The 19,917-nt window shown below is 69.4% G+C and carries 20 protein-coding genes and 4 tRNA genes; 8 read left to right on the top strand and 16 right to left on the bottom strand.

Annotation, left to right across the window (positions count from 1 at the left end):
• Positions 1 to 102: 102 nt before the first annotated feature.
• From rpoB to ACFWVV_RS06160, 8 genes are all read right to left on the bottom strand, one after another.
• Positions 103 to 3,588 (bottom strand): DNA-directed RNA polymerase subunit beta, encoded by a 3,486-nt coding sequence (gene rpoB / locus ACFWVV_RS06195; protein WP_384349914.1) that lies wholly within the window; start codon positions 3,586 to 3,588, stop codon positions 103 to 105.
• Between the two features lie 632 nt (positions 3,589 to 4,220).
• The gene (rplL, locus tag ACFWVV_RS06190) at positions 4,221 to 4,604 is read right to left on the bottom strand and encodes a 50S ribosomal protein L7/L12 (protein WP_384349912.1); all 384 of its coding nucleotides are present in this window, start codon (positions 4,602 to 4,604) and stop codon (positions 4,221 to 4,223) included.
• A gap of 111 nt (positions 4,605 to 4,715) precedes the next feature.
• A complete protein-coding gene (gene rplJ, locus ACFWVV_RS06185; RefSeq protein WP_384349909.1) occupies positions 4,716 to 5,246 on the bottom strand; it encodes a 50S ribosomal protein L10 in 531 nt (176 codons plus the stop codon).
• A gap of 500 nt (positions 5,247 to 5,746) precedes the next feature.
• The gene (gene rplA, locus ACFWVV_RS06180; RefSeq protein WP_384349906.1) at positions 5,747 to 6,469 is read right to left on the bottom strand and encodes a 50S ribosomal protein L1; all 723 of its coding nucleotides are present in this window, start codon (positions 6,467 to 6,469) and stop codon (positions 5,747 to 5,749) included.
• A 109-nt stretch (positions 6,470 to 6,578) separates the two neighbouring features.
• Positions 6,579 to 7,013, bottom strand: coding sequence for a 50S ribosomal protein L11 (rplK, locus tag ACFWVV_RS06175; protein ID WP_185027986.1), 435 nt, complete (start codon positions 7,011 to 7,013; stop codon positions 6,579 to 6,581).
• Between the two features lie 176 nt (positions 7,014 to 7,189).
• Positions 7,190 to 8,137: a transcription termination/antitermination protein NusG gene (gene nusG / locus ACFWVV_RS06170; protein ID WP_384349902.1), complete on the bottom strand. Its 948-nt coding sequence runs from the start codon at positions 8,135 to 8,137 to the stop codon at positions 7,190 to 7,192.
• 83 nt (positions 8,138 to 8,220) lie between these two features.
• Positions 8,221 to 8,499, bottom strand: coding sequence for a preprotein translocase subunit SecE (gene secE / locus ACFWVV_RS06165; RefSeq protein WP_384349900.1), 279 nt, complete (start codon positions 8,497 to 8,499; stop codon positions 8,221 to 8,223).
• Between the two features lie 106 nt (positions 8,500 to 8,605).
• Positions 8,606 to 8,678, bottom strand: a tRNA-Trp gene (locus ACFWVV_RS06160).
• Positions 8,679 to 8,884: 206 nt separating this feature from the next.
• Here ACFWVV_RS06160 and ACFWVV_RS06155 point away from each other — a divergent pair.
• Both ACFWVV_RS06155 and ACFWVV_RS06150 read left to right on the top strand, forming a co-directional pair.
• Positions 8,885 to 10,111, top strand: coding sequence for a pyridoxal phosphate-dependent aminotransferase (locus ACFWVV_RS06155; protein ID WP_384349898.1), 1,227 nt, complete (start codon positions 8,885 to 8,887; stop codon positions 10,109 to 10,111).
• A 122-nt stretch (positions 10,112 to 10,233) separates the two neighbouring features.
• Positions 10,234 to 11,253: an adenosine deaminase gene (locus ACFWVV_RS06150; protein ID WP_384349896.1), complete on the top strand. Its 1,020-nt coding sequence runs from the start codon at positions 10,234 to 10,236 to the stop codon at positions 11,251 to 11,253.
• Between the two features lie 138 nt (positions 11,254 to 11,391).
• Here ACFWVV_RS06150 and ACFWVV_RS06145 read toward each other — a convergent pair whose 3' ends face one another.
• The 6 genes from ACFWVV_RS06145 to ACFWVV_RS06120 all read right to left on the bottom strand — a co-directional run bounded on the left by ACFWVV_RS06145 (position 11,392) and on the right by ACFWVV_RS06120 (position 13,999).
• Complete coding sequence (locus tag ACFWVV_RS06145; RefSeq protein ID WP_384349894.1) at positions 11,392 to 12,447, bottom strand: UDP-N-acetylmuramate dehydrogenase; 1,056 nt, start codon at positions 12,445 to 12,447, stop codon at positions 11,392 to 11,394.
• A gap of 85 nt (positions 12,448 to 12,532) precedes the next feature.
• Positions 12,533 to 12,961 carry a MaoC family dehydratase gene (locus ACFWVV_RS06140; RefSeq protein ID WP_384349891.1) on the bottom strand — a complete coding sequence of 143 codons (429 nt, stop codon included), beginning with the start codon at positions 12,959 to 12,961 and terminating at the stop codon, positions 12,533 to 12,535.
• A gap of 1 nt (position 12,962) precedes the next feature.
• A complete protein-coding gene (locus tag ACFWVV_RS06135) occupies positions 12,963 to 13,418 on the bottom strand; it encodes a MaoC family dehydratase N-terminal domain-containing protein (protein ID WP_384349889.1) in 456 nt (151 codons plus the stop codon).
• Positions 13,419 to 13,551: 133 nt separating this feature from the next.
• The gene (rpmG, locus tag ACFWVV_RS06130; protein WP_007265873.1) at positions 13,552 to 13,716 is read right to left on the bottom strand and encodes a 50S ribosomal protein L33; all 165 of its coding nucleotides are present in this window, start codon (positions 13,714 to 13,716) and stop codon (positions 13,552 to 13,554) included.
• An 89-nt stretch (positions 13,717 to 13,805) separates the two neighbouring features.
• Positions 13,806 to 13,878, bottom strand: a tRNA-Met gene (locus ACFWVV_RS06125).
• 48 nt (positions 13,879 to 13,926) lie between these two features.
• Positions 13,927 to 13,999 (bottom strand) — tRNA-Thr (locus ACFWVV_RS06120).
• Between the two features lie 271 nt (positions 14,000 to 14,270).
• Here ACFWVV_RS06120 and ACFWVV_RS06115 point away from each other — a divergent pair.
• The 3 genes from ACFWVV_RS06115 to ACFWVV_RS06105 all read left to right on the top strand — a co-directional run bounded on the left by ACFWVV_RS06115 (position 14,271) and on the right by ACFWVV_RS06105 (position 17,040).
• Positions 14,271 to 15,539: an amidohydrolase family protein gene (locus ACFWVV_RS06115; protein WP_384349886.1), complete on the top strand. Its 1,269-nt coding sequence runs from the start codon at positions 14,271 to 14,273 to the stop codon at positions 15,537 to 15,539.
• A gap of 212 nt (positions 15,540 to 15,751) precedes the next feature.
• On the top strand, positions 15,752 to 16,408 hold the full coding sequence (locus ACFWVV_RS06110; protein WP_384349884.1) for an SDR family oxidoreductase: 657 nt from the start codon (positions 15,752 to 15,754) through the stop codon (positions 16,406 to 16,408).
• A 110-nt stretch (positions 16,409 to 16,518) separates the two neighbouring features.
• Positions 16,519 to 17,040, top strand: coding sequence for a GyrI-like domain-containing protein (locus ACFWVV_RS06105; protein ID WP_384349881.1), 522 nt, complete (start codon positions 16,519 to 16,521; stop codon positions 17,038 to 17,040).
• 240 nt (positions 17,041 to 17,280) lie between these two features.
• On the opposite strand, the gene ACFWVV_RS06100 is transcribed toward ACFWVV_RS06105, so the two are convergent.
• A tRNA-Tyr gene (locus ACFWVV_RS06100) sits at positions 17,281 to 17,362 on the bottom strand.
• Between the two features lie 191 nt (positions 17,363 to 17,553).
• On the opposite strand from ACFWVV_RS06100, the gene ACFWVV_RS06095 reads away from it, so the two are divergent.
• The 3 genes from ACFWVV_RS06095 to ACFWVV_RS06085 all read left to right on the top strand — a co-directional run bounded on the left by ACFWVV_RS06095 (position 17,554) and on the right by ACFWVV_RS06085 (position 19,556).
• On the top strand, positions 17,554 to 18,042 hold the full coding sequence (locus tag ACFWVV_RS06095; protein WP_384349878.1) for a YajQ family cyclic di-GMP-binding protein: 489 nt from the start codon (positions 17,554 to 17,556) through the stop codon (positions 18,040 to 18,042).
• Positions 18,043 to 18,366: 324 nt separating this feature from the next.
• Positions 18,367 to 18,912, top strand: a complete 546-nt coding sequence (locus ACFWVV_RS06090) for a methylated-DNA--[protein]-cysteine S-methyltransferase (protein WP_384349875.1) — start codon at positions 18,367 to 18,369, stop codon at positions 18,910 to 18,912.
• The gene (locus ACFWVV_RS06085) at positions 18,909 to 19,556 is read left to right on the top strand and encodes an alpha-ketoglutarate-dependent dioxygenase AlkB family protein (protein ID WP_384349873.1); all 648 of its coding nucleotides are present in this window, start codon (positions 18,909 to 18,911) and stop codon (positions 19,554 to 19,556) included. The genes ACFWVV_RS06090 and ACFWVV_RS06085 overlap by 4 nt, the downstream gene beginning before the upstream one ends.
• Positions 19,557 to 19,595: 39 nt before the next feature.
• Here the strand turns inward: ACFWVV_RS06085 and ACFWVV_RS06080 are convergent, their stop codons facing one another.
• Complete coding sequence (locus ACFWVV_RS06080; protein ID WP_384349870.1) at positions 19,596 to 19,868, bottom strand: GlsB/YeaQ/YmgE family stress response membrane protein; 273 nt, start codon at positions 19,866 to 19,868, stop codon at positions 19,596 to 19,598.
• Between the last annotated feature and the right edge of the window lie 49 nt (positions 19,869 to 19,917).

The following is a 19,917-nucleotide window of genomic DNA, read 5'->3' as shown; positions in this document are numbered from 1 at the left end:
TCGAGCCCCTCGCGTGAGCGAGATTCATGGGCACTTCAAATGGTCTGAACGGGTCCGGGGAGGGCCGGGAGACCTGACTCAGCAGGTCTCCCGGCCGGCCCGTCAGACCTCTTCGACGCTGCTCGGCTCGCGCCGGGACAGGTCGATACCGAGTTCTTCCGCTGCGCGGAAGACGTCCTCGTCCGTGTCACGCATCTCGATGGACATGCCGTCCGAGGACAGCACCTCCACGTTGAGGCAGAGCGACTGCATTTCCTTGATGAGCACCTTGAAGGACTCGGGAATGCCGGGCTCCGGGATGTTCTCGCCCTTGACGATGGCCTCGTAGACCTTCACGCGGCCGGTCACGTCGTCGGACTTGATCGTCAGCAGCTCCTGGAGGGCGTACGCGGCGCCATAAGCCTCCAGCGCCCACACCTCCATCTCACCGAAGCGCTGACCACCGAACTGCGCCTTACCACCCAGCGGCTGCTGGGTGATCATCGAGTACGGGCCGGTCGAACGCGCGTGGAGCTTGTCGTCGACCAGGTGGTGGAGCTTGAGGATGTACATGTACCCGACCGAGACCGGGTCCGGGAACGGCTCGCCGGAGCGGCCGTCGAACAGGTGGGCCTTGCCCGAGGGCTGGACCAGCCGGTCGCCGTCGCGGTTCGGGATCGTGGCCTCGAAGAGGCCGGTGATCTCGTCCTCGCGGGCACCGTCGAACACCGGGGTGGCGACGTTGGTGCCGGGCTCGACGCGGTCGGCGCCGATCGCCTGGAGACGCTGCGCCCACTCGTCGGTGAAACCGGAGACGTCCCAGCCGCGGCTGGCGAGCCAGCCGAGGTGGATCTCCAGAACCTGTCCCGGGTTCATTCGGGACGGCACACCCAGGGGGTTGAGGATGATGTCGACCGGAGTGCCGTCCTCCAGGAACGGCATGTCCTCGATCGGCAGGATCTTCGAGATGACGCCCTTGTTGCCGTGACGGCCGGCGAGCTTGTCACCGTCGGTGATCTTGCGCTTCTGGGCCACGTAGACACGAACCAGCTGGTTCACGCCCGGCGGCAGCTCGTCGCCCTCTTCACGGTCGAAGACGCGGACACCGATGATCTTGCCGATCTCGCCGTGCGGGACCTTCAGCGAGGTGTCACGCACCTCGCGCGCCTTCTCACCGAAGATCGCACGGAGCAGGCGCTCCTCCGGCGTCAGCTCGGTCTCACCCTTGGGCGTGACCTTGCCGACGAGGATGTCACCGGCCGTGACCTCGGCACCGATGCGGATGATGCCGCGCTCGTCGAGGTCGGCGAGGACCTCTTCGGAGACGTTCGGGATGTCCCGGGTGATCTCCTCCGGGCCGAGCTTGGTGTCACGGGCGTCGACCTCGTGCTCCTCGATGTGGATCGAGGAGAGGACGTCGTCCTGCACGAGGCGCTGCGACAGGATGATCGCGTCCTCGTAGTTGTGACCCTCCCACGGCATGAAGGCGACCAGGAGGTTCTTGCCGAGCGCCATCTCACCCTGCTGGGTGGCGGGGCCGTCGGCCAGGACCTGGCCCTCGATGACCCGGGAGCCCTCGTTGACGACAACCTTCTGGTTGACCGAGGTGCCCTGGTTCGAGCGGGAGAACTTGGCGATCCGGTACGTGGTGTACGTGCCGTCGTCGTTGGCGACGGTGACGTAGTCCGCGGAGACCTCCTGGACCACACCCGCCTTCTCCGCCTTGATGACGTCACCGGCGTCGACCGCGCAGCGGTACTCCATGCCGGTGCCGACCAGCGGCGCCTCGGACGTGATCAGCGGCACGGCCTGACGCATCATGTTCGCGCCCATGAGCGCGCGGTTGGCGTCGTCGTGCTCGAGGAAGGGGATCATCGCGGTCGCGACCGACACCATCTGGCGCGGCGAGACGTCCATGTAGTCGACGTCGTCGCCCGGGATGTAGTCGATCTCGCCGCCACGGCGGCGGACCAGGACGCGCGACTCGGTGAAGCGCATGTCCTCACCGAGGGTCGCGTTCGCCTGGGCGATCACGAAGCGGTCTTCCTCGTCGGCCGTCAGGTAGTCGACCTCGTCGGTGACGACACCCTCGGTCACGCGGCGGTACGGGGTCTCGACAAAGCCGAAGGCGTTGACGCGGCCGTACGAAGCCAGCGAACCGATCAGACCGATGTTCGGGCCTTCGGGGGTCTCGATCGGGCACATGCGTCCGTAGTGGGACGGGTGCACGTCACGGACCTCGAAGCCGGCCCGCTCACGGGACAGACCGCCGGGACCCAGCGCCGAGAGACGACGCTTGTGCGTCAGACCCGACAGCGGGTTGTTCTGGTCCATGAACTGCGACAGCTGCGAGGTGCCGAAGAATTCCTTGATCGACGCCACGACCGGGCGAATGTTGATCAGGGTCTGCGGCGTGATCGCCTCGACGTCCTGGGTCGTCATGCGCTCACGCACGACGCGCTCCATACGAGCCAGACCCGTGCGGACCTGGTTCTGGATGAGCTCGCCGACGTTGCGCAGACGACGGTTGCCGAAGTGGTCGATGTCGTCGGTCTCGACGACGATGTTCCGGCCCGACTCGCCGACCGTCTCGACCTCGCCGGCGTGCAGCCGGACCAGGTACTTGATGGTGGCGATGATGTCCTTGCTGGTGAGGACACCGGCGTTCAGCGGCTCGTCCGCGCCGAGCTTCTTGTTCACCTTGTAGCGGCCGACCTTCGCGAGGTCGTAGCGCTTCGGGTTGAAGTAGAGGTTCTCGAGCAGCGTCTGAGCGGCCTCACGGGTCGGCGGCTCGCCCGGACGCAGCTTGCGGTAGATGTCGAGCAGCGCGTCGTCCTGGCCCTGGGTGTGGTCCTTCTCCAGGGTGGCGCGCATGGACTCGTACTCGCCGAACTCCTCCAGGATCTGCTCGGTCGTCCAACCGAGAGCCTTCAGAAGAACGGTGACGGACTGCTTGCGCTTGCGGTCGATGCGGACACCGACCATGTCGCGCTTGTCGATCTCCATTTCCAGCCAGGCACCCCGGGACGGGATGATCTTGGCGGAGAAGATGTCCTTGTCGGACGTCTTGTCGATGGAGGAGTCGAAGTAGACACCCGGCGAGCGGACCAGCTGGGACACCACGACACGCTCGGTGCCGTTGATGACGAAGGTGCCCTTGTTGGTCATGAGCGGGAAATCGCCCATGAAGACCGTCTGGGACTTGATCTCGCCGGTCTCGTTGTTGGTGAACTCCGCGGTGACGAAGAGCGGGGCGGCGAACGTGAAGTCGCGCTCCTTGCACTCGTCGATGGAGTTCTTCGGCGGCTCGAAACGGTGGTCGCGGAACGTCAGCGACATCGACCCGGAAAAGTCCTCGATCGGGGAGATCTCTTCGAAGATCTCTTCCAGACCGGACTTGGTGGGGACGTCCTGTCCACTCTCGAGAGCGGCCTCGACGCGACCCTTCCAAGCGGCGTTACCGAGCAGCCAGTCAAAGCTCTCGGTCTGCAGCGCGAGGAGGTTCGGAACCTCGAGGGGCTCCTTGATCTTTGCAAAGGAGATGCGCAGCGGGGCGGTGCTGGCGCCGTTGTTCGTATTGGAGGTCGAGGCGTTGCGCGAGGCGGCCAAGAGGGGGTCCTTCCGAGGGCTCGGACTCACTACGCGCGTACCGGTCCCAAGTTGGACACAGAGACAGAAAAGCCCTGTTCGGGGCGGATCATTCCTCGGTGCTCAAGCATGGGCATGCCCCTGGTGACGGGCAGGAGGCAGCTAACAGGCAGCGCAAAGGGTCAGTGTAGCCACTTGGCCCACTGATGTCCAGACGGGTTTTTGGGGACCCTCATCGGCCTCTTTGTTCTTCTCAACGCCACTGCCAAGACTGCTGCTGCATCAACGTCACGGGCGAGCCCTCCGCGCCCTGCGAGCGCACCTCGATACTGCCCTCTTCGCCGCCGATCCATGCCTCGGACGCGGATCGATGTGACGACGCGTCCTGAGAATTGCGCGCTGCGTGCCGTTCGTCAAGGCCCCCCGCCCCCCAAGAGCTTTGTCACCTGCCCGGACCGCCTCAGCGGCGTACAACGGGCGCACAGCGGATCTGTGGGGCACAGCGAAGATCACCTTACTCGCCGGGCGGCGATGCGCACAGTCGTCCGGGAGAACGCCGAAGGGCGACCACCCACTTGGGTGATCGCCCTTGGCAGTGCCGGCGTTACGCCTCACGGCGTTTTTCCGGCAGAAGAGTCCTGGGACTCAAGAAGTCACTTGACCTCGACGGAAGCGCCGGCGCCCTTGAGGGACTCGGCAGCCTTCTCCGCGTCTTCCTTCTTGACCTTCTCGAGGACCGGCTTCGGAGCGCCGTCGACGAGGTCCTTGGCCTCCTTCAGACCCAGCGAGGTGAGCTCACGCACGACCTTGATGACCTGGATCTTCTTCTCGCCGGCACCGGTGAGGATGACGTCGAACTCGTCCTGCTCCTCGACGGCCTCGGCAACGGCGCCCGGGCCGGCCGGACCGGCGACGGCGACGGCCGCGGCGGCGGTGACGTCGAACTTCTCCTCGAAGGCCTTCACGAACTCGGAGAGCTCGATGAGGGTCATCTCTTCGAACTGCGCGAGCAGGTCGTCCTGGGACAGCTTCGCCATGATGGCGTCCTTCCACTAATTCGGCAGGTGCCGGATGTACATGTCGGCGGGCGTACGATCGGCCCGCTGCGACCGTCCCCCTAGCGGGTGACGGTCATTGCGCGAGCCGAGTTACTCGGCACCGCCCTGCTCATCACGCTTGACGCGAAGAGCCTCCGCAGTGCGGACGAACTTCGAGGGCAGCGCCTGGAAGAGCTGAGCAGCCTGAGTCTGCTTACCCTTGAAGGCACCGGCCAGCTTGCTGAGCAGAACCTCGCGGGACTCGAGGTCCGCGAGCTTCTTGATCTCATCGGCGGACAGCGCCTTACCGTCAAGGACACCGCCCTTGATGATGAGGTTCGGGTTCTCCTTGGCGAAGTCACGAAGACCCTTCGCCGACTCCACCGGGTCACCGGTGATGAAGGCAACCGCCGTCGGACCAGTGAACTGGTCGTCCAGCGAAGTGATCCCGGCCTCGTTGGCCGCGATCTTGGTCAGCGTGTTCTTCACCACGGCGTACTGGGCGTTCTCACCGAGCGAACGACGCAGCGTCTTGAGCTGCGCGACGGTGAGACCCCGGTACTCGGTCAGCACGGCGGCGTTCGAGCTGCGGAACTGGTCCGCGAGCTCGGCTACCGCGGCAGCCTTGTCGGGCCTTGCCATAGAGCGTCGGCCTCCTTCCGGGTGATGAGGACCGCTCAGAAGGGGCTGGAGAAAAACGAAACGCCCCGGCGCAAGCGCACGGGGCTGAGCTCTACCGAAATGAACCGGGAACTTTCCACGAACACCTGCGCAGGTCGTCCGCGGTTATCTAGCGGATCCTTCGGCCGCCACGTCCTCTTACGAGCACGCGACAACGACCAGCGGTCTTTGGCTTCTTCGAGAGCGTACGCGACGGATCGCCCGCCAGGCAAATCGCGCCCTCCGGGCACCCGCGGCCCGCCAGGACGCCCTGCGCCAGCCGCGGATTCCCCGGGACGTCAGGGGACATCCGCAGGCCGGAAAGACCTCTGCCGGGCCCTGTGGGCCCATCCGTCGGCCCGGGCCGGCCCGGTACCGACAGAGCCGCCCCCGTACCTCTCCAGGAGGTACGGGGGCGGCTCTGGTGCACGAAGCCCGCGGCTGCTGCCGAGTCAGAGGACCCGGCTGCCGAGTCGGAGGACTCAGACGTCGGCCGGGTTCTCCTCGACGAGGAGGTTGCGGGTGCGGTTGGCGTCCAGCGGGATGCCGGGGCCCATCGTGGTGGCCAGCGTGGCCTTCTTGATGTAGCGGCCCTTGGCGGCGGACGGCTTCAGACGGAGGACTTCCTCCAGCGCCGCGGCGTAGTTCTCGACCAGCTTCGTCTCGTCGAAGGAGACCTTGCCGATGATGAAGTGCAGGTTCGAGTGCTTGTCCACGCGGAACTCGATCTTGCCGCCCTTGATGTCCGTGACAGCCTTCGCCACGTCCGGGGTGACCGTACCGGTCTTCGGGTTGGGCATCAGACCACGCGGGCCGAGGACGCGGCCGAGGCGGCCGACCTTGCCCATGAGGTCCGGGGTGGCGACGACGGCGTCGAAGTCCAGACGCCCCTTCGCGACCTCGTCGATCAGTTCGTCGGAGCCGACGATGTCGGCGCCAGCGGCTTCCGCGGCCGCAGCACGGTCACCGGTCGCGAAGACCAGGACCCGGGCGGTCTTGCCGGTGCCGTGCGGAAGGTTCACGGTGCCACGGACCATCTGGTCGGCCTTGCGCGGGTCGACGCCCAGACGCATGGCGACCTCGACGGTGCCGTCGAACTTGACCGAGCTGGTGTCCTTGGCGATACGGACGGCCTCGAGGGGGGCGTACAGACGCTCCCGGTCGATCTTGGCGTCCGCAGCGCGGAGAGACTTGCTGCGCTTCACTGCTGCTCCTGTGTCAGGTATTCACCATGCGGCTGCCGCCGCGTGGCGGGTGTGGAGTCGTGGTGCGGGCCGGCGCGTGGCCCTGCCACTGTCGTACGAAGGGGGCTGATCAGCCCTCGACCGTGATGCCCATGGAACGGGCGGTGCCGGCGATGATCTTGTCGGCGGCGTCAAGGTCGTTGGCGTTCAGGTCGGGGAGCTTGACCGTGGCGATCTCGCGGACCTGAGCGGCCGTGAGCTTCGCAACCTTGGTCTTGTGGGGCTCGCCCGATCCCTTGTCCACACCAGCGGCCTTGAGGATCAGCTTGGCGGCCGGCGGGGTCTTCGTCACGAAGGTGAAGGAGCGGTCCTCGTAGACCGTGATCTCCACCGGCACGACCATGCCACGCTGCGACTCGGTCGCGGCGTTGTAGGCCTTGCAGAACTCCATGATGTTGACGCCGTGCTGACCGAGCGCCGGGCCGACCGGCGGGGCCGGGTTGGCGGCGCCCGCGTTGATCTGGAGCTTGATAAGCCCCGTGACCTTCTTCTTCTTGGGAGGCATTGCTCTCTCCGGGTCCTAGTGAGAGTTTCGGCCGACCATCCGATCATCCGGATGGAGGCATACCGCACAACGATAACGGGTATAGACGTGCGGCTAAAAACCGAGCAGGTCAGACCGGCTTTCGCAGCCCGATCTGACCTGTTCGGAAGCTCTTGTCAGAAGTGCCCCGGGTGGGGTCAGTTCTTCTGGATCTGGTCGAAGCTGAGCTCGACCGGGGTCTCGCGGCCGAAGATCTCGACGAGGCCCTTGACCTTCTTGGAGTCCGGGTTGATCTCGTTGATCGTGGCCTGGAGGGTCGCGAACGGGCCGTCCGTGACGGTGACCGCGTCGCCGACCTCGAAGTCCAGCACCTGGATCTCCATCTTGCGCTGCGGCGCCGGCTTGCCCTCGGCCTCGGCAGCCTCGCGGGCCGCCTTCTCCTCGGCCTCCGGAGCGAGCATCTTGACGATCTCGTCCAGGGTCAGCGGGTACGGGTCGTAGGCGTTGCCCACGAAGCCGGTGACGCCGGGAGTGTTGCGGACGACGCCCCAGGACTCGTTCGTCAGGTCCATGCGCACCAGGACGTAGCCGGGGAGCTTGTTCTGCCGGACGTTCTTGCGCTCGCCGTTCTTGATCTGAACGATTTCTTCTTCCGGCACTTCGGCCTGGTAGATGAACTCTTCGACGTTCAGGGAGACGGCGCGCTGCTCCAGGTTGGCCTTCACGCGCTTCTCGTAACCGGCGTACGTGTGGATGACGTACCACTCGCCGGGCAGCGTGCGCAGTTCCTCGCGGAGGGCCGCGATCGGGTCGACCGGCTCGGCGGGCTCCGCGTCGGCCTCGGCCTGGGCGGCGTCCTCGTCCTCGGCGGCGGCTTCGTCGGCCTCCGCGTCGTCGGCGGCGGCTTCGTCCGTCTCGTCGGCCTCGGCGACGTCCGCGGCGGCTGCCGCGTCCTCGTCGGTCTCGGCGACGGCGACCGCGTCGTCCTCGATGTGCAGGGCGGCTTCCTCGGCCGGCTCGCCCGCGGCGGCGTCGGCAGCTTCGGCCTGGTCGGGCTCCACAGCGTCCGCCGCCTCAACGATGGCGGTCTGGTCCTCTACGGACTCGACCGACTCGATGGCGTCGTTCAGGTTCGGGTCAGACACGGTGGCTGCTTCTTCCTGGATACACAAATGGGTGGAACGCGCGAAAGGGGCGCCCGTTTACGGAGGCGCCCTACGCGAGGTTTTTAGCCGAAGACGTACTTCACGGCCGCGGAGAAGCCCTGGTCGATCACGGTCACGAGACCGATCATGATCACAACGAAGATGATGACGACTGTGGTGTACGTCGTCAGCTGACCGCGAGTGGGCCAGACGACCTTGCGGAGCTCCGCGACGATCTGGCGGTAGAACTGCGCGAGGCGGCCGAACGGGCCTTTCTTGCCCCGCTTGCCGCCCTTGCGCGCCTTCTTCGGTGCCTCGTCCTGGGCATCAGGCATGTCGATGGAGCCCACGGCGTCCGTCACGCAACTCACCTGATTCCGGGTCGTGGCCGTGCCGCGCCCGGTGGAGCCGCACGACAATGCAGAGAAGTACGTACATGCGCACACATCCTGGCGGAGGAGTGTGTAGCAGGGCCGGAGGGACTTGAACCCCCAACCGCTGGTTTTGGAGACCAGTGCTCTACCAATTGAGCTACGACCCTTTGTGGTTCCCCCAACCTACCGCATCCGGCCGAGTGCACGGAGTGCGCACGGTGGTGTGGTCTGCTGTGGGCCAACGACAGGTGAGTGTACGTGCTCCCAGGCCCGGCGTCGAACAGATACGGCCGGGGCGGGCTGCGCGTCCGCTCCCGTCCGGTCTTCGAAACCCCTGTACGGGGGGCCCGCACTGTCTGGGACGATGGGCCGCATGAGCGCTGTTACCCCTCCGACCGAGCGCAGGGTGTCCGCCCGCGTCGGTGCAATTTCCGAGTCCGCAACTCTGGCCGTGGACGCGAAGGCGAAGGCCCTCAAGGCCGCCGGCCGTCCGGTGATCGGCTTCGGTGCGGGCGAGCCCGACTTCCCGACGCCCGACTACATCGTGCAGGCCGCGATCGAGGCCTGCTCGAACCCGAAGTACCACCGCTACACCCCGGCGGGCGGGCTCCCCGAGCTGAAGAACGCGATCGCCGCGAAGACCCTGCGCGACTCCGGCTACGAGGTCGACGCCTCGCAGATCCTGGTGACCAACGGCGGCAAGCAGGCCATCTACCAGGCCTTCGCCGCGATCCTCGACCCGGGCGACGAGGTCATCGTCCCGGCCCCGTACTGGACGACGTACCCCGAGTCGATCCGGCTCGCGGGCGGTGTCCCCGTCGAGGTCGTCGCCGACGAGACCACCGGCTACCGGGTCTCCGTGGAGCAGCTGGAGGCCGCGCGCACGGCGAAGACCAAGGTCGTCCTGTTCGTGTCCCCGTCGAACCCGACCGGTGCCGTCTACAGCGAGGCCGACGCCGAGGCGATCGGCCGCTGGGCGCACGAGCACGGCCTGTGGGTGCTGACCGACGAGATCTACGAGCACCTGGTCTACGGGGACGCGAAGTTCACCTCGCTGCCGGCGATCGTGCCCGAGCTCAAGGACAAGTGCATCGTGGTCAACGGTGTCGCCAAGACGTACGCGATGACCGGCTGGCGGGTCGGCTGGATCATCGGCCCGAGGGACGTGGTGAAGGCCGCGACGAACCTCCAGTCGCACGCCACCTCCAACGTCTCCAACGTGGCCCAGGCCGCCGCGCTGGCCGCCGTCTCCGGTTCGCTGGACGCCGTGGCCGAGATGCGGACCGCCTTCGACCGCCGCCGCCAGACGATCGTGCGGATGCTCAGCGAGATCGACGGTGTGATCTGCCCGACGCCCGAGGGCGCGTTCTACGCGTACCCGTCGGTCAAGGGGCTGCTCGGCAAGGAGATCCGCGGCAAGCGCCCGCAGAGCTCGGTCGAGCTGGCCGCGCTGATCCTGGAGGAGGTGGAGGTCGCGGTGGTTCCGGGCGAGGCCTTCGGCACCCCGGGCTACCTGCGGCTTTCGTACGCGCTGGGTGACGAGGACCTCGTCGAGGGCGTCTCCCGGATCCAGAAGCTGCTCGCCGAGGCGCGCGACTGACGCCTGCGCGCGACAGGACGGTCCCCCGGCCGGGCGGCCGGGGGACCGTTTCTGCGTTCGGGGGCGCACCCGTTGGGGAAAAGGCATTTCCGGGCGCCTCCCGCGTACGGCAGGATCGGGCGATGGAACGTGTACGTGATCTGGCCCTGCTCCCCAAAGCCCATCTGCATCTGCACTTCACCGGGTCGATGCGGCCCTCCACCTTGCTGGAGCTGGCCGACCGGCACGGAGTGCACCTTCCCGACGCGCTGACCAGCGGTGAGCCGCCGAAACTGCGGGCGACCGACGAGCGGGGCTGGTTCCGCTTCCAGCGGCTGTACGACGCGGCGAGGTCGTGCCTGCGGACCCCCGAGGACATCCAGCGGCTGGTCCGCGAGGCGGCCGAGGAGGATGTGAGGGACGGGTCGGGCTGGCTGGAGATCCAGGTCGATCCGACGTCGTACGCGCCGCTGCTCGGCGGTCTGATCCCGGCGCTGGAGATTATTCTGGACGCGGTGGACAGCGCGTCCAGGGAGACCGGGCTCGGGATGCGCGTGCTGGTGGCGGCGAACCGGATGAAGCATCCGCTGGACGCGCGCACGCTGGCCCGTCTGGCGGTGCGGTACGCGGACCGCGGCGTCGTGGGCTTCGGCCTCTCCAACGACGAGCGCCGCGGCATGGCCCGGGACTTCGACCGCGCCTTCGCGATCGCGCGCGAGGGCGGGCTGCTGGCGGCCCCGCACGGCGGTGAACTGAGCGGGCCCGCTTCGGTGCGGGACTGCCTGGACGATCTCGACGCCTCGCGGATCGGGCACGGCGTACGGGCCGCCGAGGACCTGCGGCTGCTGAAGCGGCTCGCGGACCGGGGCATCACCTGCGAGGTGTGCCCGTCGTCGAACGTCGCGCTCGGGGTCTACGAGAAGCCCGAGGACGTGCCGCTGCGGACCCTGTTCGAGGCGGGCGTGCCGATGGCGCTGGGGGCGGACGACCCGCTGCTCTTCGGGTCGCGGCTGGCCGCGCAGTACGAGCTGGCGCGGGAGCACCACGGCTTCACCGACGCCGAACTGGCCGAGCTGGCGCGGCAGTCGGTGCGCGGCTCGGCCGCTCCCCCCGACGTGCGGGAGAAGCTGCTGGGCGGGATCGACGGGTGGCTGGCCATGTGAGGCTCAGCCGGCCGGGCCGGGCGGCGGGCACCCGGCGGCCGGCCGTGGCCGGCGCGGCCCCGGTCGGCCCCGGCCACCGGGCCGGCCGCCGGGCGGGCTCGTGGGGGTCGCGTGCCGAGGACCGTGCGTCAGGTGGTCTCAGAGGGCGCAGCCGACCGTCACGGGCTCGTTGACCAGGCTCACGCCGAAGGCTTCCCGTACGCCTGCCACGACCTCGCGGGCCAGCGCGAGGAGGTCCTCGGTGGTGGAGTCGCCGCGGTTGGTGAGGGCGAGCGTGTGCTTGGTGGAGATGCGGGCCGGGCCGCTCCCGTACCCCTTGGTGAATCCGGCGCGGTCGATCAGCCAGGCGGCCGAGGTCTTGGTCATCCCGTCCCCCGCCGGGAAGGCGGGCGGAGCGGTGTCCGGGCCGAGGCGCTCGTGCACCCGGGCGAGGAAGGCCGCGAACTGCTCCGCGTCCAGGACCGGGTTGGTGAAGAACGATCCGGCGGACCAGGTGTCGTGGTCGTCCGCGTCCAGCACCATGCCCTTGCCCGCGCGCAGCGCGAGCACGGTCTGCCGGGCGGCCGCCGCCGGTACCCGCTGCCCCGCCTCGGTGCCCAGGGCCCGGGCGGTCTCCGGGTAGTTGAGCGGCGCGGAGAGCCCGCCCGCGTCCTCCAGCTCGAAGCGGACGCGGAGCACCACATAGCGCTCGGGGTCCTCCTTGAAGCGGCTGTGGCGGTAGGAGAACGCGCACTCGGCGTTGGTGAGGGTCACCCGCTCGCCGGTGCGGCGGTCGTAGGCGTCGACCCCGGTGAGGGTGCTGGAGACGTCCTGGCCGTACGCCCCGACGTTCTGGATGGGCGTCGCACCTGCGGAGCCGGGGATTCCGGCCAGGCACTCGATGCCCGCGAGACCGGCGTCGACCACCCTGGCGACGGCGTCGGTCCACACCTCGCCGGCGGCCAGCTCCAGCTTCGTTCCATCGAGGTGGAAACCCCGGGTGGCGATGCGCAGGGCGGTGCCTTCGAAGCCCTTGTCACCGATGATCAGGTTGCTGCCGCCGCCGATGACCAGCAGAGGGGTGCCGCTCAGGTCGGCCTCACGGACCGCGGCGATCACTTCGTCGTCGGTTCCGGCGGTGATCAGCCGGGTGGCGGGTCCGCCGAGGCGGAAGGTGGTCAGGGGGGCGAGGGGGGCATCGTGGAGTTCCTGCACGCGACCAGCGTACGAGAGCGGAGTAAGGGGCGGCCTCCATGGAGACCACCCCTTACTCCGCGCCTCCGGCGCACCGCGGCCGCTCTCAGCCGAGCTGCACCACGGCGCGGGACATGCCCAGGACCTTCTGGCCGGCGCTCATGGCCACCAGGTCCACCCGGACCCGCTTGTCGTCGAGGAGCGCCGCGACCTTGCCGGTGACCTCGATCAGGGCGCCCGTGTCGTCGTTCGGTACGACGACGGGCCGGGTGAAGCGGACTCCGTACTCGACGACGGCGGCCGGGTCGACCGTCCAGTCGGTGACCACCCGGATCGCTTCGGCCATGGTGAACATGCCGTGCGCGATCACGTCCGGCAGTCCGACCTCGACGGCGAACTTCTCGTTCCAGTGGATCGGGTTGAAGTCGCCCGAGGCACCGGCGTACCGCACGAGCGTGGCGCGGGTGACGGGGAAGGTCCGGGCGGGCAGTTCGGTGCCGACCTCGACGTCGTCGTACGCGATCTTGGCAGCCATCTCACGCCTCCTCGGCGGCGGCGCGCGCCACCAGCTTCGTCCAGGCGGTCACGACGTGCTCGCCGCTCTCGTCGTGGACCTCGCCACGCACGTCCAGGATGTCGTTGCCGGCCATCGACTTGATCGCGTCAATCGTGGAGGTGACCGAGAGCCGGTCGCCCGCCCGCACCGGGCGGGTGTAGACGAACTTCTGGTCGCCGTGCACGACGCGGCTGTAGTCGAGCCCCAGCTGCGGATCGGCGATCACCTGGCTCGCCGCCTTGAAAGTGATGGCAAACACAAAGGTCGGCGGCGCGATCACATCGGAGTGCCCGAGCGCCTTGGCCGCTTCCTGATCGGTGTAGGCCGGATTGCCGTCGCCGACGGCCTCGGCGAACTCGCGGATCTTTTCCCGGCCGACCTCGTACGCAGAGGTGGGCGGATAGGTCCGCCCCACGAAGGACTGGTCGAGCGCCATGGACTCGTGACCTCCTGTGAATGGTGGTGACAGCTGATGGGGGTGAGGCGTGACGCCGGTGAGGCGTGACGGGTGACAAACGACACGAGGCCGCCCCCAGCAATAGGGGACGGCCTCGTGTACGAGCCTGTGCTTAGCGCGTTTCGCGGTGCGCCGTGTGCGAGTTGCAACGCGGGCAGTGCTTCTTCATCTCCATGCGGTCCGGGTTGTTACGCCGGTTCTTCTTGGTGATGTAGTTCCGCTCCTTGCACTCCACGCAGGCCAGCGTGATCTTCGGGCGGACGTCGGTGGCAGCCACGTGAGTGCTCCTTGGACGGACGGATGTACGGATGAACGCAAAAAAGAGTAGCCGATCGGAGGACCGACCCTACAATCGGCTACTGCGCGTAGCGGTGACCGGACTTGAACCGGTGACACAGCGATTATGAGCCGCTTGCTCTACCGACTGAGCTACACCGCTTTGATGTCTGGATCACCTCCCCCAAGGGGGAGGATCTCCGAACACCAGAGCCCCAATGCGGAATCGAACCGCAGACCTTCTCCTTACCATGGAGACGCTCTACCGACTGAGCTATTGGGGCGAGCGAGGAAGACATTACACGGGTGTGCGCCGATCCCCCAAATCCATATCGGGGGCCCTGATCGCCCTGGCCGGGACGTTCCGCCACGGCCCGTCCCGTAGGCCACCTGAGGTCACTCCGGTACGACTATTGCGCTCCTCCGCGAAGCCCCGGAAAGGGGCCCCTAGGCTCGATCGCACGCTGCGTGATCTTGGGTCCCGGCCGCTCTCCCCGGGGCGCCGCCCGCTCCCCCGCCGCGCCCTTTCCGCCCGAGCCCCGCCAGGAGCGCGCGATGTCCGACAGCCAGCCGCAGCCGCCCCGCCGCCCGGGGAGCCCCGGCAGCTCCGGCGGCTTCGCAGGGAGCGCCGGGGACGGCACCACGGCACTGCTGCTGAGCGGCGCCAGGCTCACCGACGGTCGCACGGTCGACGTACGGCTGAGCGAGGGACGCATCGAGGCCGTCGGCACGGCGGGGAGCCTGCCGGCGCACCGGGCAGCCCGGGCCGACCTCGGCGGGTTCCTGCTGCTGCCCGCTCCCGCCGAACCGCACGCCCACGGCGACACCGCGCTGACGGCGGACGTCGAGGGGCCCGTCTCGTACGCCGTCACCGACGTCCAGCGCCGCGCCACGGACGCGGCTCTCCTGCAGCTCGGGCACGGGGCGACGGCGCAGCGCGCGCACGTACGGATCGGCGACGTGCAGGGGCTGGGTCCGCTGGAGGCCGTGCTCCAGGCCAGGCGGGCGCTGCGCGGGCTGGTGGACCTGTCGGCGGTGGCCGTGCCGAGGCTGCTGACCGGGGTCGCGGGGGCGGACGGCCTGGCGATGCTGCGGGACGCGGTGAAGATGGGCGCCGGCGTGGTGGGCGGCAGCCCGGACCGGGACCCCGATCCGGCCGGGTACGTGGAGCGGGTCCTCGAAGTGGCCGCGGAGCACGGCTGCCCGGTCGACCTGCACACGGACGGGGACGATCCGGCGCGGCTGGCCCGGCTGGCGGCGATGGCGGGCGGGCTGCGGACCGGGGTGGTGATCGGTCCGTGCGGCGGGCTCTCACGGCTGCCGCTGGAGGTGGCGGCCCGGGCGGCGGACCGGCTCGCGGCGGCCGGGGTGGGTGTGGTGTGCCAGCCGCAGGGCGGGTGCGGCGGGGTGGACCAGCGGGGAGTCGCACCGGTACGGCTGCTGCGGGCGGCCGGGGTACGGCTGGCGGCGGGCAGCGGGGCACTGCGGGACGCGGCGAACCCGGTGGGGCGGGGCGATCCGCTGGAGGCGGCCTATCTGCTGGCGTCGCAGAGCGGAATGCGCCCCGGGGACGCGTACGAGGCGGTGGCAGGCGGGGCCAGGGAGGCGATGGGGCTGCCCGAGGTGCGGCTCGAGGCGGGGTTCCCGGCGGAGCTGGTGGCGGTCCGCGGGGAGCGGCTGGCGGGCGTGCTGTCGCTGGCCTACAGCCGGATCGTGGTGCACCGGGGGCGGGTGGTGGCGCGCACGAGCGCGGTGCGGGAGTACTGCGACGGCGTGGGGGCGGAGGAACTGGAGCTGCCCCGGCAGGGACGGGCCGGGGCGTAGCGGGGCGGGGGCCGTAGCTGTCCCGGCGGGGTGGGGGCTGAGCTGCCCCGGCGGGACGGAGGCTGCCCCGGCCGGGCGGAGGCTGGAGAGGTGGAGCCGGAGGCTGGAGCTGTAGCTGCCCCGGCGGGGGCGGGGGCGTAGCGGGGCGGGTGTCCGCAGGGGTTGCGGGGAACGGGCGGCGGGGGGCGCTTTGGGGGCGTACGGTCGGTGATATGCGCATTGTTATCGCTGGTGGACACGGTCAGATCGCGTTGCGGCTGGAGCGGTTGCTCGCCGCACGCGGAAACGAGGTCGCGGGCATCATCCGCGACCCCGAGCAGAGCGAGGACCTGCGTGCCGCAGGGGCCGAACCGGTCGTGCTCGACCTGGAGTCGGCGTCCGTGGAGCAGGTCGCGGAGGCACTCGAAGGCGCCTCCGCGGCCGTCTTCGCGGCCGGCGCGGGCCCGGGCAGCGACGTCGGACGCAAGGACACCGTGGACCGGGACGCGGCCGTGCTGTTCGCCGACGCCGCCGAGCGCGCGGGGGTGCGCCGCTACGTGGTGGTGTCGTCGATGGGTGCCGACGCTGAGCACCCGGGTGACGAGGTCTTCGACGTGTACCTGCGGGCCAAGGGTGCCGCCGACGCGGAGGTGCGGTCCAGGAAGAACCTGGACTGGACGATCCTGCGGCCGGGTTCCCTGACCAACGACGCGGGTACGGGCCTGGTGCGCCTGGGCGCGTCGACCGGGCGCGGCCCGGTGGCCAGGGACGACGTGGCGGCGGTGCTGGCGGAGTTGCTGGAGACGCCGTCGACGGCGGGGCTGACGCTCGAGATGATCGGCGGCAACGTGCCTGTTTCGGTGGCGGTCAAGGACATCGCCGGGAACTGACGGGGCGTCCACTCCAGGCCGCAACCGCGCGTTGCGGCCGACGAGTTGAGGCCCGCTGCGGTCGTCAGCATGTACGCGGAGAGTTCGAACGGCAGGAGCGAGGGAGACGGATGCACCACACGGCCGAGGACGGGCAGCCGGCGGTCGAGCCACTCGTCGTGGAGCGGGACGAACAGCCCTACGTGGCGTTCCGGGGCCGGGTCCGGACGGACGGCTTCGGTGAGATCGCCGACCGCATTCCGGAACTCTTCGCATGGCTGGCGGCGCGGGGAACCGAGCCGCTCGGCGGGCCGTTCTCCCGGTACAACCTGATCGCCCCGGAAGGGGAGTTCGAGGTCGAGGCGGGCATCCCTGTCGCCTTGGCGCCGGCCCCGGAGGGTGACGTGAAGGCCGGTGTGCTGCCTGCGGGCAGGTACGCGACGGTGACGCATTTCGGCCACCCCGACCAGCTCTTCGAGGTGGCGTCGGCGCTGCTCGCGTGGGGCCGTGCGGAGGGGCTCGCGTGGGACATGACAGAGAGGGCCGACGGCGAGCACTGGGTCGGCCGGCTGGAGACGTACAAGACGGATCCGCGGGTGCAGCCCGACCCGGACAAGTGGGAGACGGAGCTGGCCTTCCGGCTGGTGGACTGATGGACCGGCGGACCGTGCCGGGGGGGCGGCGGATCGGCGCGCTCGGGTCGACGGACGGCGCTCGGCTCGGCGGGCGGTTCGGCGCGGCGGGCGGATCGGCGCGGTTCGGCAGACGGCCCGGCGGAGGCTCGGCGGGTGGTTCGGAAGACGGCCCGTCCGCCGGCCTCGGCGGTCGCCGGGCGGATCGGGAAAACCCAAAGGCCCCCGACTGCGTTTCCGCAGATCAGGGGCCTTCTTTTGTGGCGGCGCCAGGATTCGAACCTGGGTAGGCTAAGCCGACGGATTTACAGTCCGTTCCCATTGGCCACTCGGGCACACCGCCATGGGATGTCTCCGTGGATTTTCGCCTTGCGGCGCTTTTCCCTGGGGACGACGTAAACGATACCCGATGACCAGGGGTGCTTCGCCACTCGATTGATCCGTGCCCGTCATCCGCGCGGGTGGCTAGGCTTTGCGACGTATCGCCCAGGCTTTACGCCGTACCCCGTCACCCACATCAAGGAGCCACAGGACATGGCCGACTCCAGTTTCGACATCGTCTCGAAGGTCGAGCGGCAGGAGGTCGACAACGCCCTCAACCAGGCCGGGAAGGAGATCTCCCAGCGCTACGACTTCAAGAACGTCGGCGCCTCGATCTCCTGGTCCGGCGAGAAGATCCTGATGGAGGCGAACTCCGAGGAGCGCGTCAAGGCGATCCTCGACGTCTTCGAGACCAAGCTGGTCAAGCGCGGGATCTCGCTGAAGGTGCTGGACGCGGGCGAGCCCCAGCTGTCCGGCAAGGAGTACAAGATCTTCGCCTCCATCGAGGAGGGGATCTCGCAGGACAACGCCAAGAAGGTCGCCAAGATCATCCGCGACGAGGGGCCGAAGGGCGTCAAGGCGCAGGTGCAGGGCGACGAACTGCGCGTCAGCTCGAAGAGCAGGGACGACCTCCAGGCCGTGCAGGCACTGCTCAAGGGCAAGGACTTCGAGTTCGCGATCCAGTTCGTGAACTACCGCTGAGGCCCTGACCAGGGATGACGCGGACGCGGCCGGAGGGTCGTGCGGCGATCGGGGGTGGTGGGCGGCTTCGGCCGGCGCCGCCCCCTTCGCGTCCGCGGGACCTGTCCGAACCCCTCGGGCACCCTGGCGGGCGCCGTGTCCCGACCCCTCGGGGCCCCGGGGGGCGCCGGGTCGGGACCCTCGGGCTCCCGGGGGGGGGTGCCGTGTCGGGACCCTCGGGCTCCCGGGGGTCGCCGTGTCCGAATTCCGCCAGCAGCGCGGTCGGCGGGCGCGCAGACTCGGTGGTGGAGAGCGTGGCGGATGCCGCGCGGTAAGGAGCGGGTCATGACGGTGTACGCGACCCTGGACAGCCCGCTGGGCGAGTTGCTGCTGGTCGGCGAGGAGGCCGGGGCAGCGCCCGGCGGGATCGCGCTGCGCTCCCTGTCCGTGCCGGGACAGAAGGGCGGAGCGGTCGTACGGGACGGCTGGCGGCTCGCGCCGGAGCTGTTCGGCGGGGTGGGCGAGCAGTTGAAGGCGTACTTCGCCGGGGAGTTGACCCGCTTCGACGTGGCGTACGCACCGGACGTCGGCACGGAGTTCCAGCGGCGGGTGTGGCACGCGGTCGACGGGATCGAGTACGGGCGGACGACGTCGTACGGGCAGCTGGCCGGGTCGATCGGGGCGTCGCGGGCCGCGGTCAGGGCCGTCGGCACCGCGATCGGGCGCAATCCGCTGCTGGTGGTGCGCCCGTGCCACCGGATCATCGGCGCGGACGGCTCGCTCGCCGGGTATGCGGGCGGTCTGGAGCGCAAGCGGCTGCTGCTGGACCTGGAGCGGGCCGCGGGCGGCAACGCCCCGGAGCGGGCGGCTGAAGGCGGCTCGCGGCCGTGAGCGGGCTCTTCTCGCTGCCCAGGGCGGAGGTGACGCCGGGGGCCGTGCACGTGCCCGGGTGGCTGTCGCTCGCGGAGCAGCGGGAGCTGGTGGTGGCGTGCCGTGAGTGGGCGCGGGGGCCCGTGCCGCTGCGGCGGACGCGGCTGCCGGGTGGCGGGGTGATGTCGGTGCGCTCTGTCGGGGTGGGCTGGCACTGGGAGCCGTACCGCTATGTCCGTACGGCTGACGGGGTGCCGGTGGCCGAATTCCCGGACTGGCTCGGCGACCTGGGGCGCCGGGCGCTGGTCGCGGCGTACGAGCGGGCGGACGCCGGGGACGGGTACGCGCCGGACATGGCGCTCGTCAACTTCTACGACGACGAGGCGCGGATGGGCATGCACCAGGACCGGGAGGAGCGGTCGTCGGCGCCGGTGGTGTCGCTCAGCATCGGCGACAGCTGTGTCTTCCGGCTGGGCAACACCGAGACCCGTGGACGGCCCTACACCGATGTGGAGTTGACCTCGGGCGACCTGTTCGTCTTCGGGGGCGAGTCGCGGTTCGCGTACCACGGGGTGCCGAAGGTGCGGCCGGGGACGGGGGATCCGGCGACCGGTCTGGCGGGCGGGCGGCTGAACATCACGCTGCGGGAGACGGGGCTGGCCTGACCCCTCGGCCGGCGGGGTGCAGCCGCCGTCGCACGCGCGTCAGCGGCGGGCGCGGGAGTTGCCGAAGAGGATGCGGTACGCGATCAGCAGGACGAGCGAGCCGCCGATGGCCGCGAGCCAGGTCGGGCCGTCGTAGAACTGCTGGGCGATCTCGCGGTCGAAGAAGCGCGTGGAGATCCAGCCGCCGAGAAAGGCTCCTGCGACACCGATCACGGTGGTGCCGACCAGACCGCCCGGGTCGCGGCCGGGCAGCAGGATCTTGGCTATGACTCCGGCGATCAGCCCGAGGACTATCCAGCCGAGGATGCTCATGTGGGACTCCCCCTGTGGGAGCAGCTGCTGCCGCGCACCTGCTCGTGTT

This window comes from Streptomyces sp. NPDC058663 (assembly GCF_042716745.1).
Lineage (GTDB): Bacteria > Actinomycetota > Actinomycetes > Streptomycetales > Streptomycetaceae > Streptomyces.
Note: the sequence above shows the minus strand (reverse complement) of the source record. Positions and strands in the feature narration are given on the sequence as shown.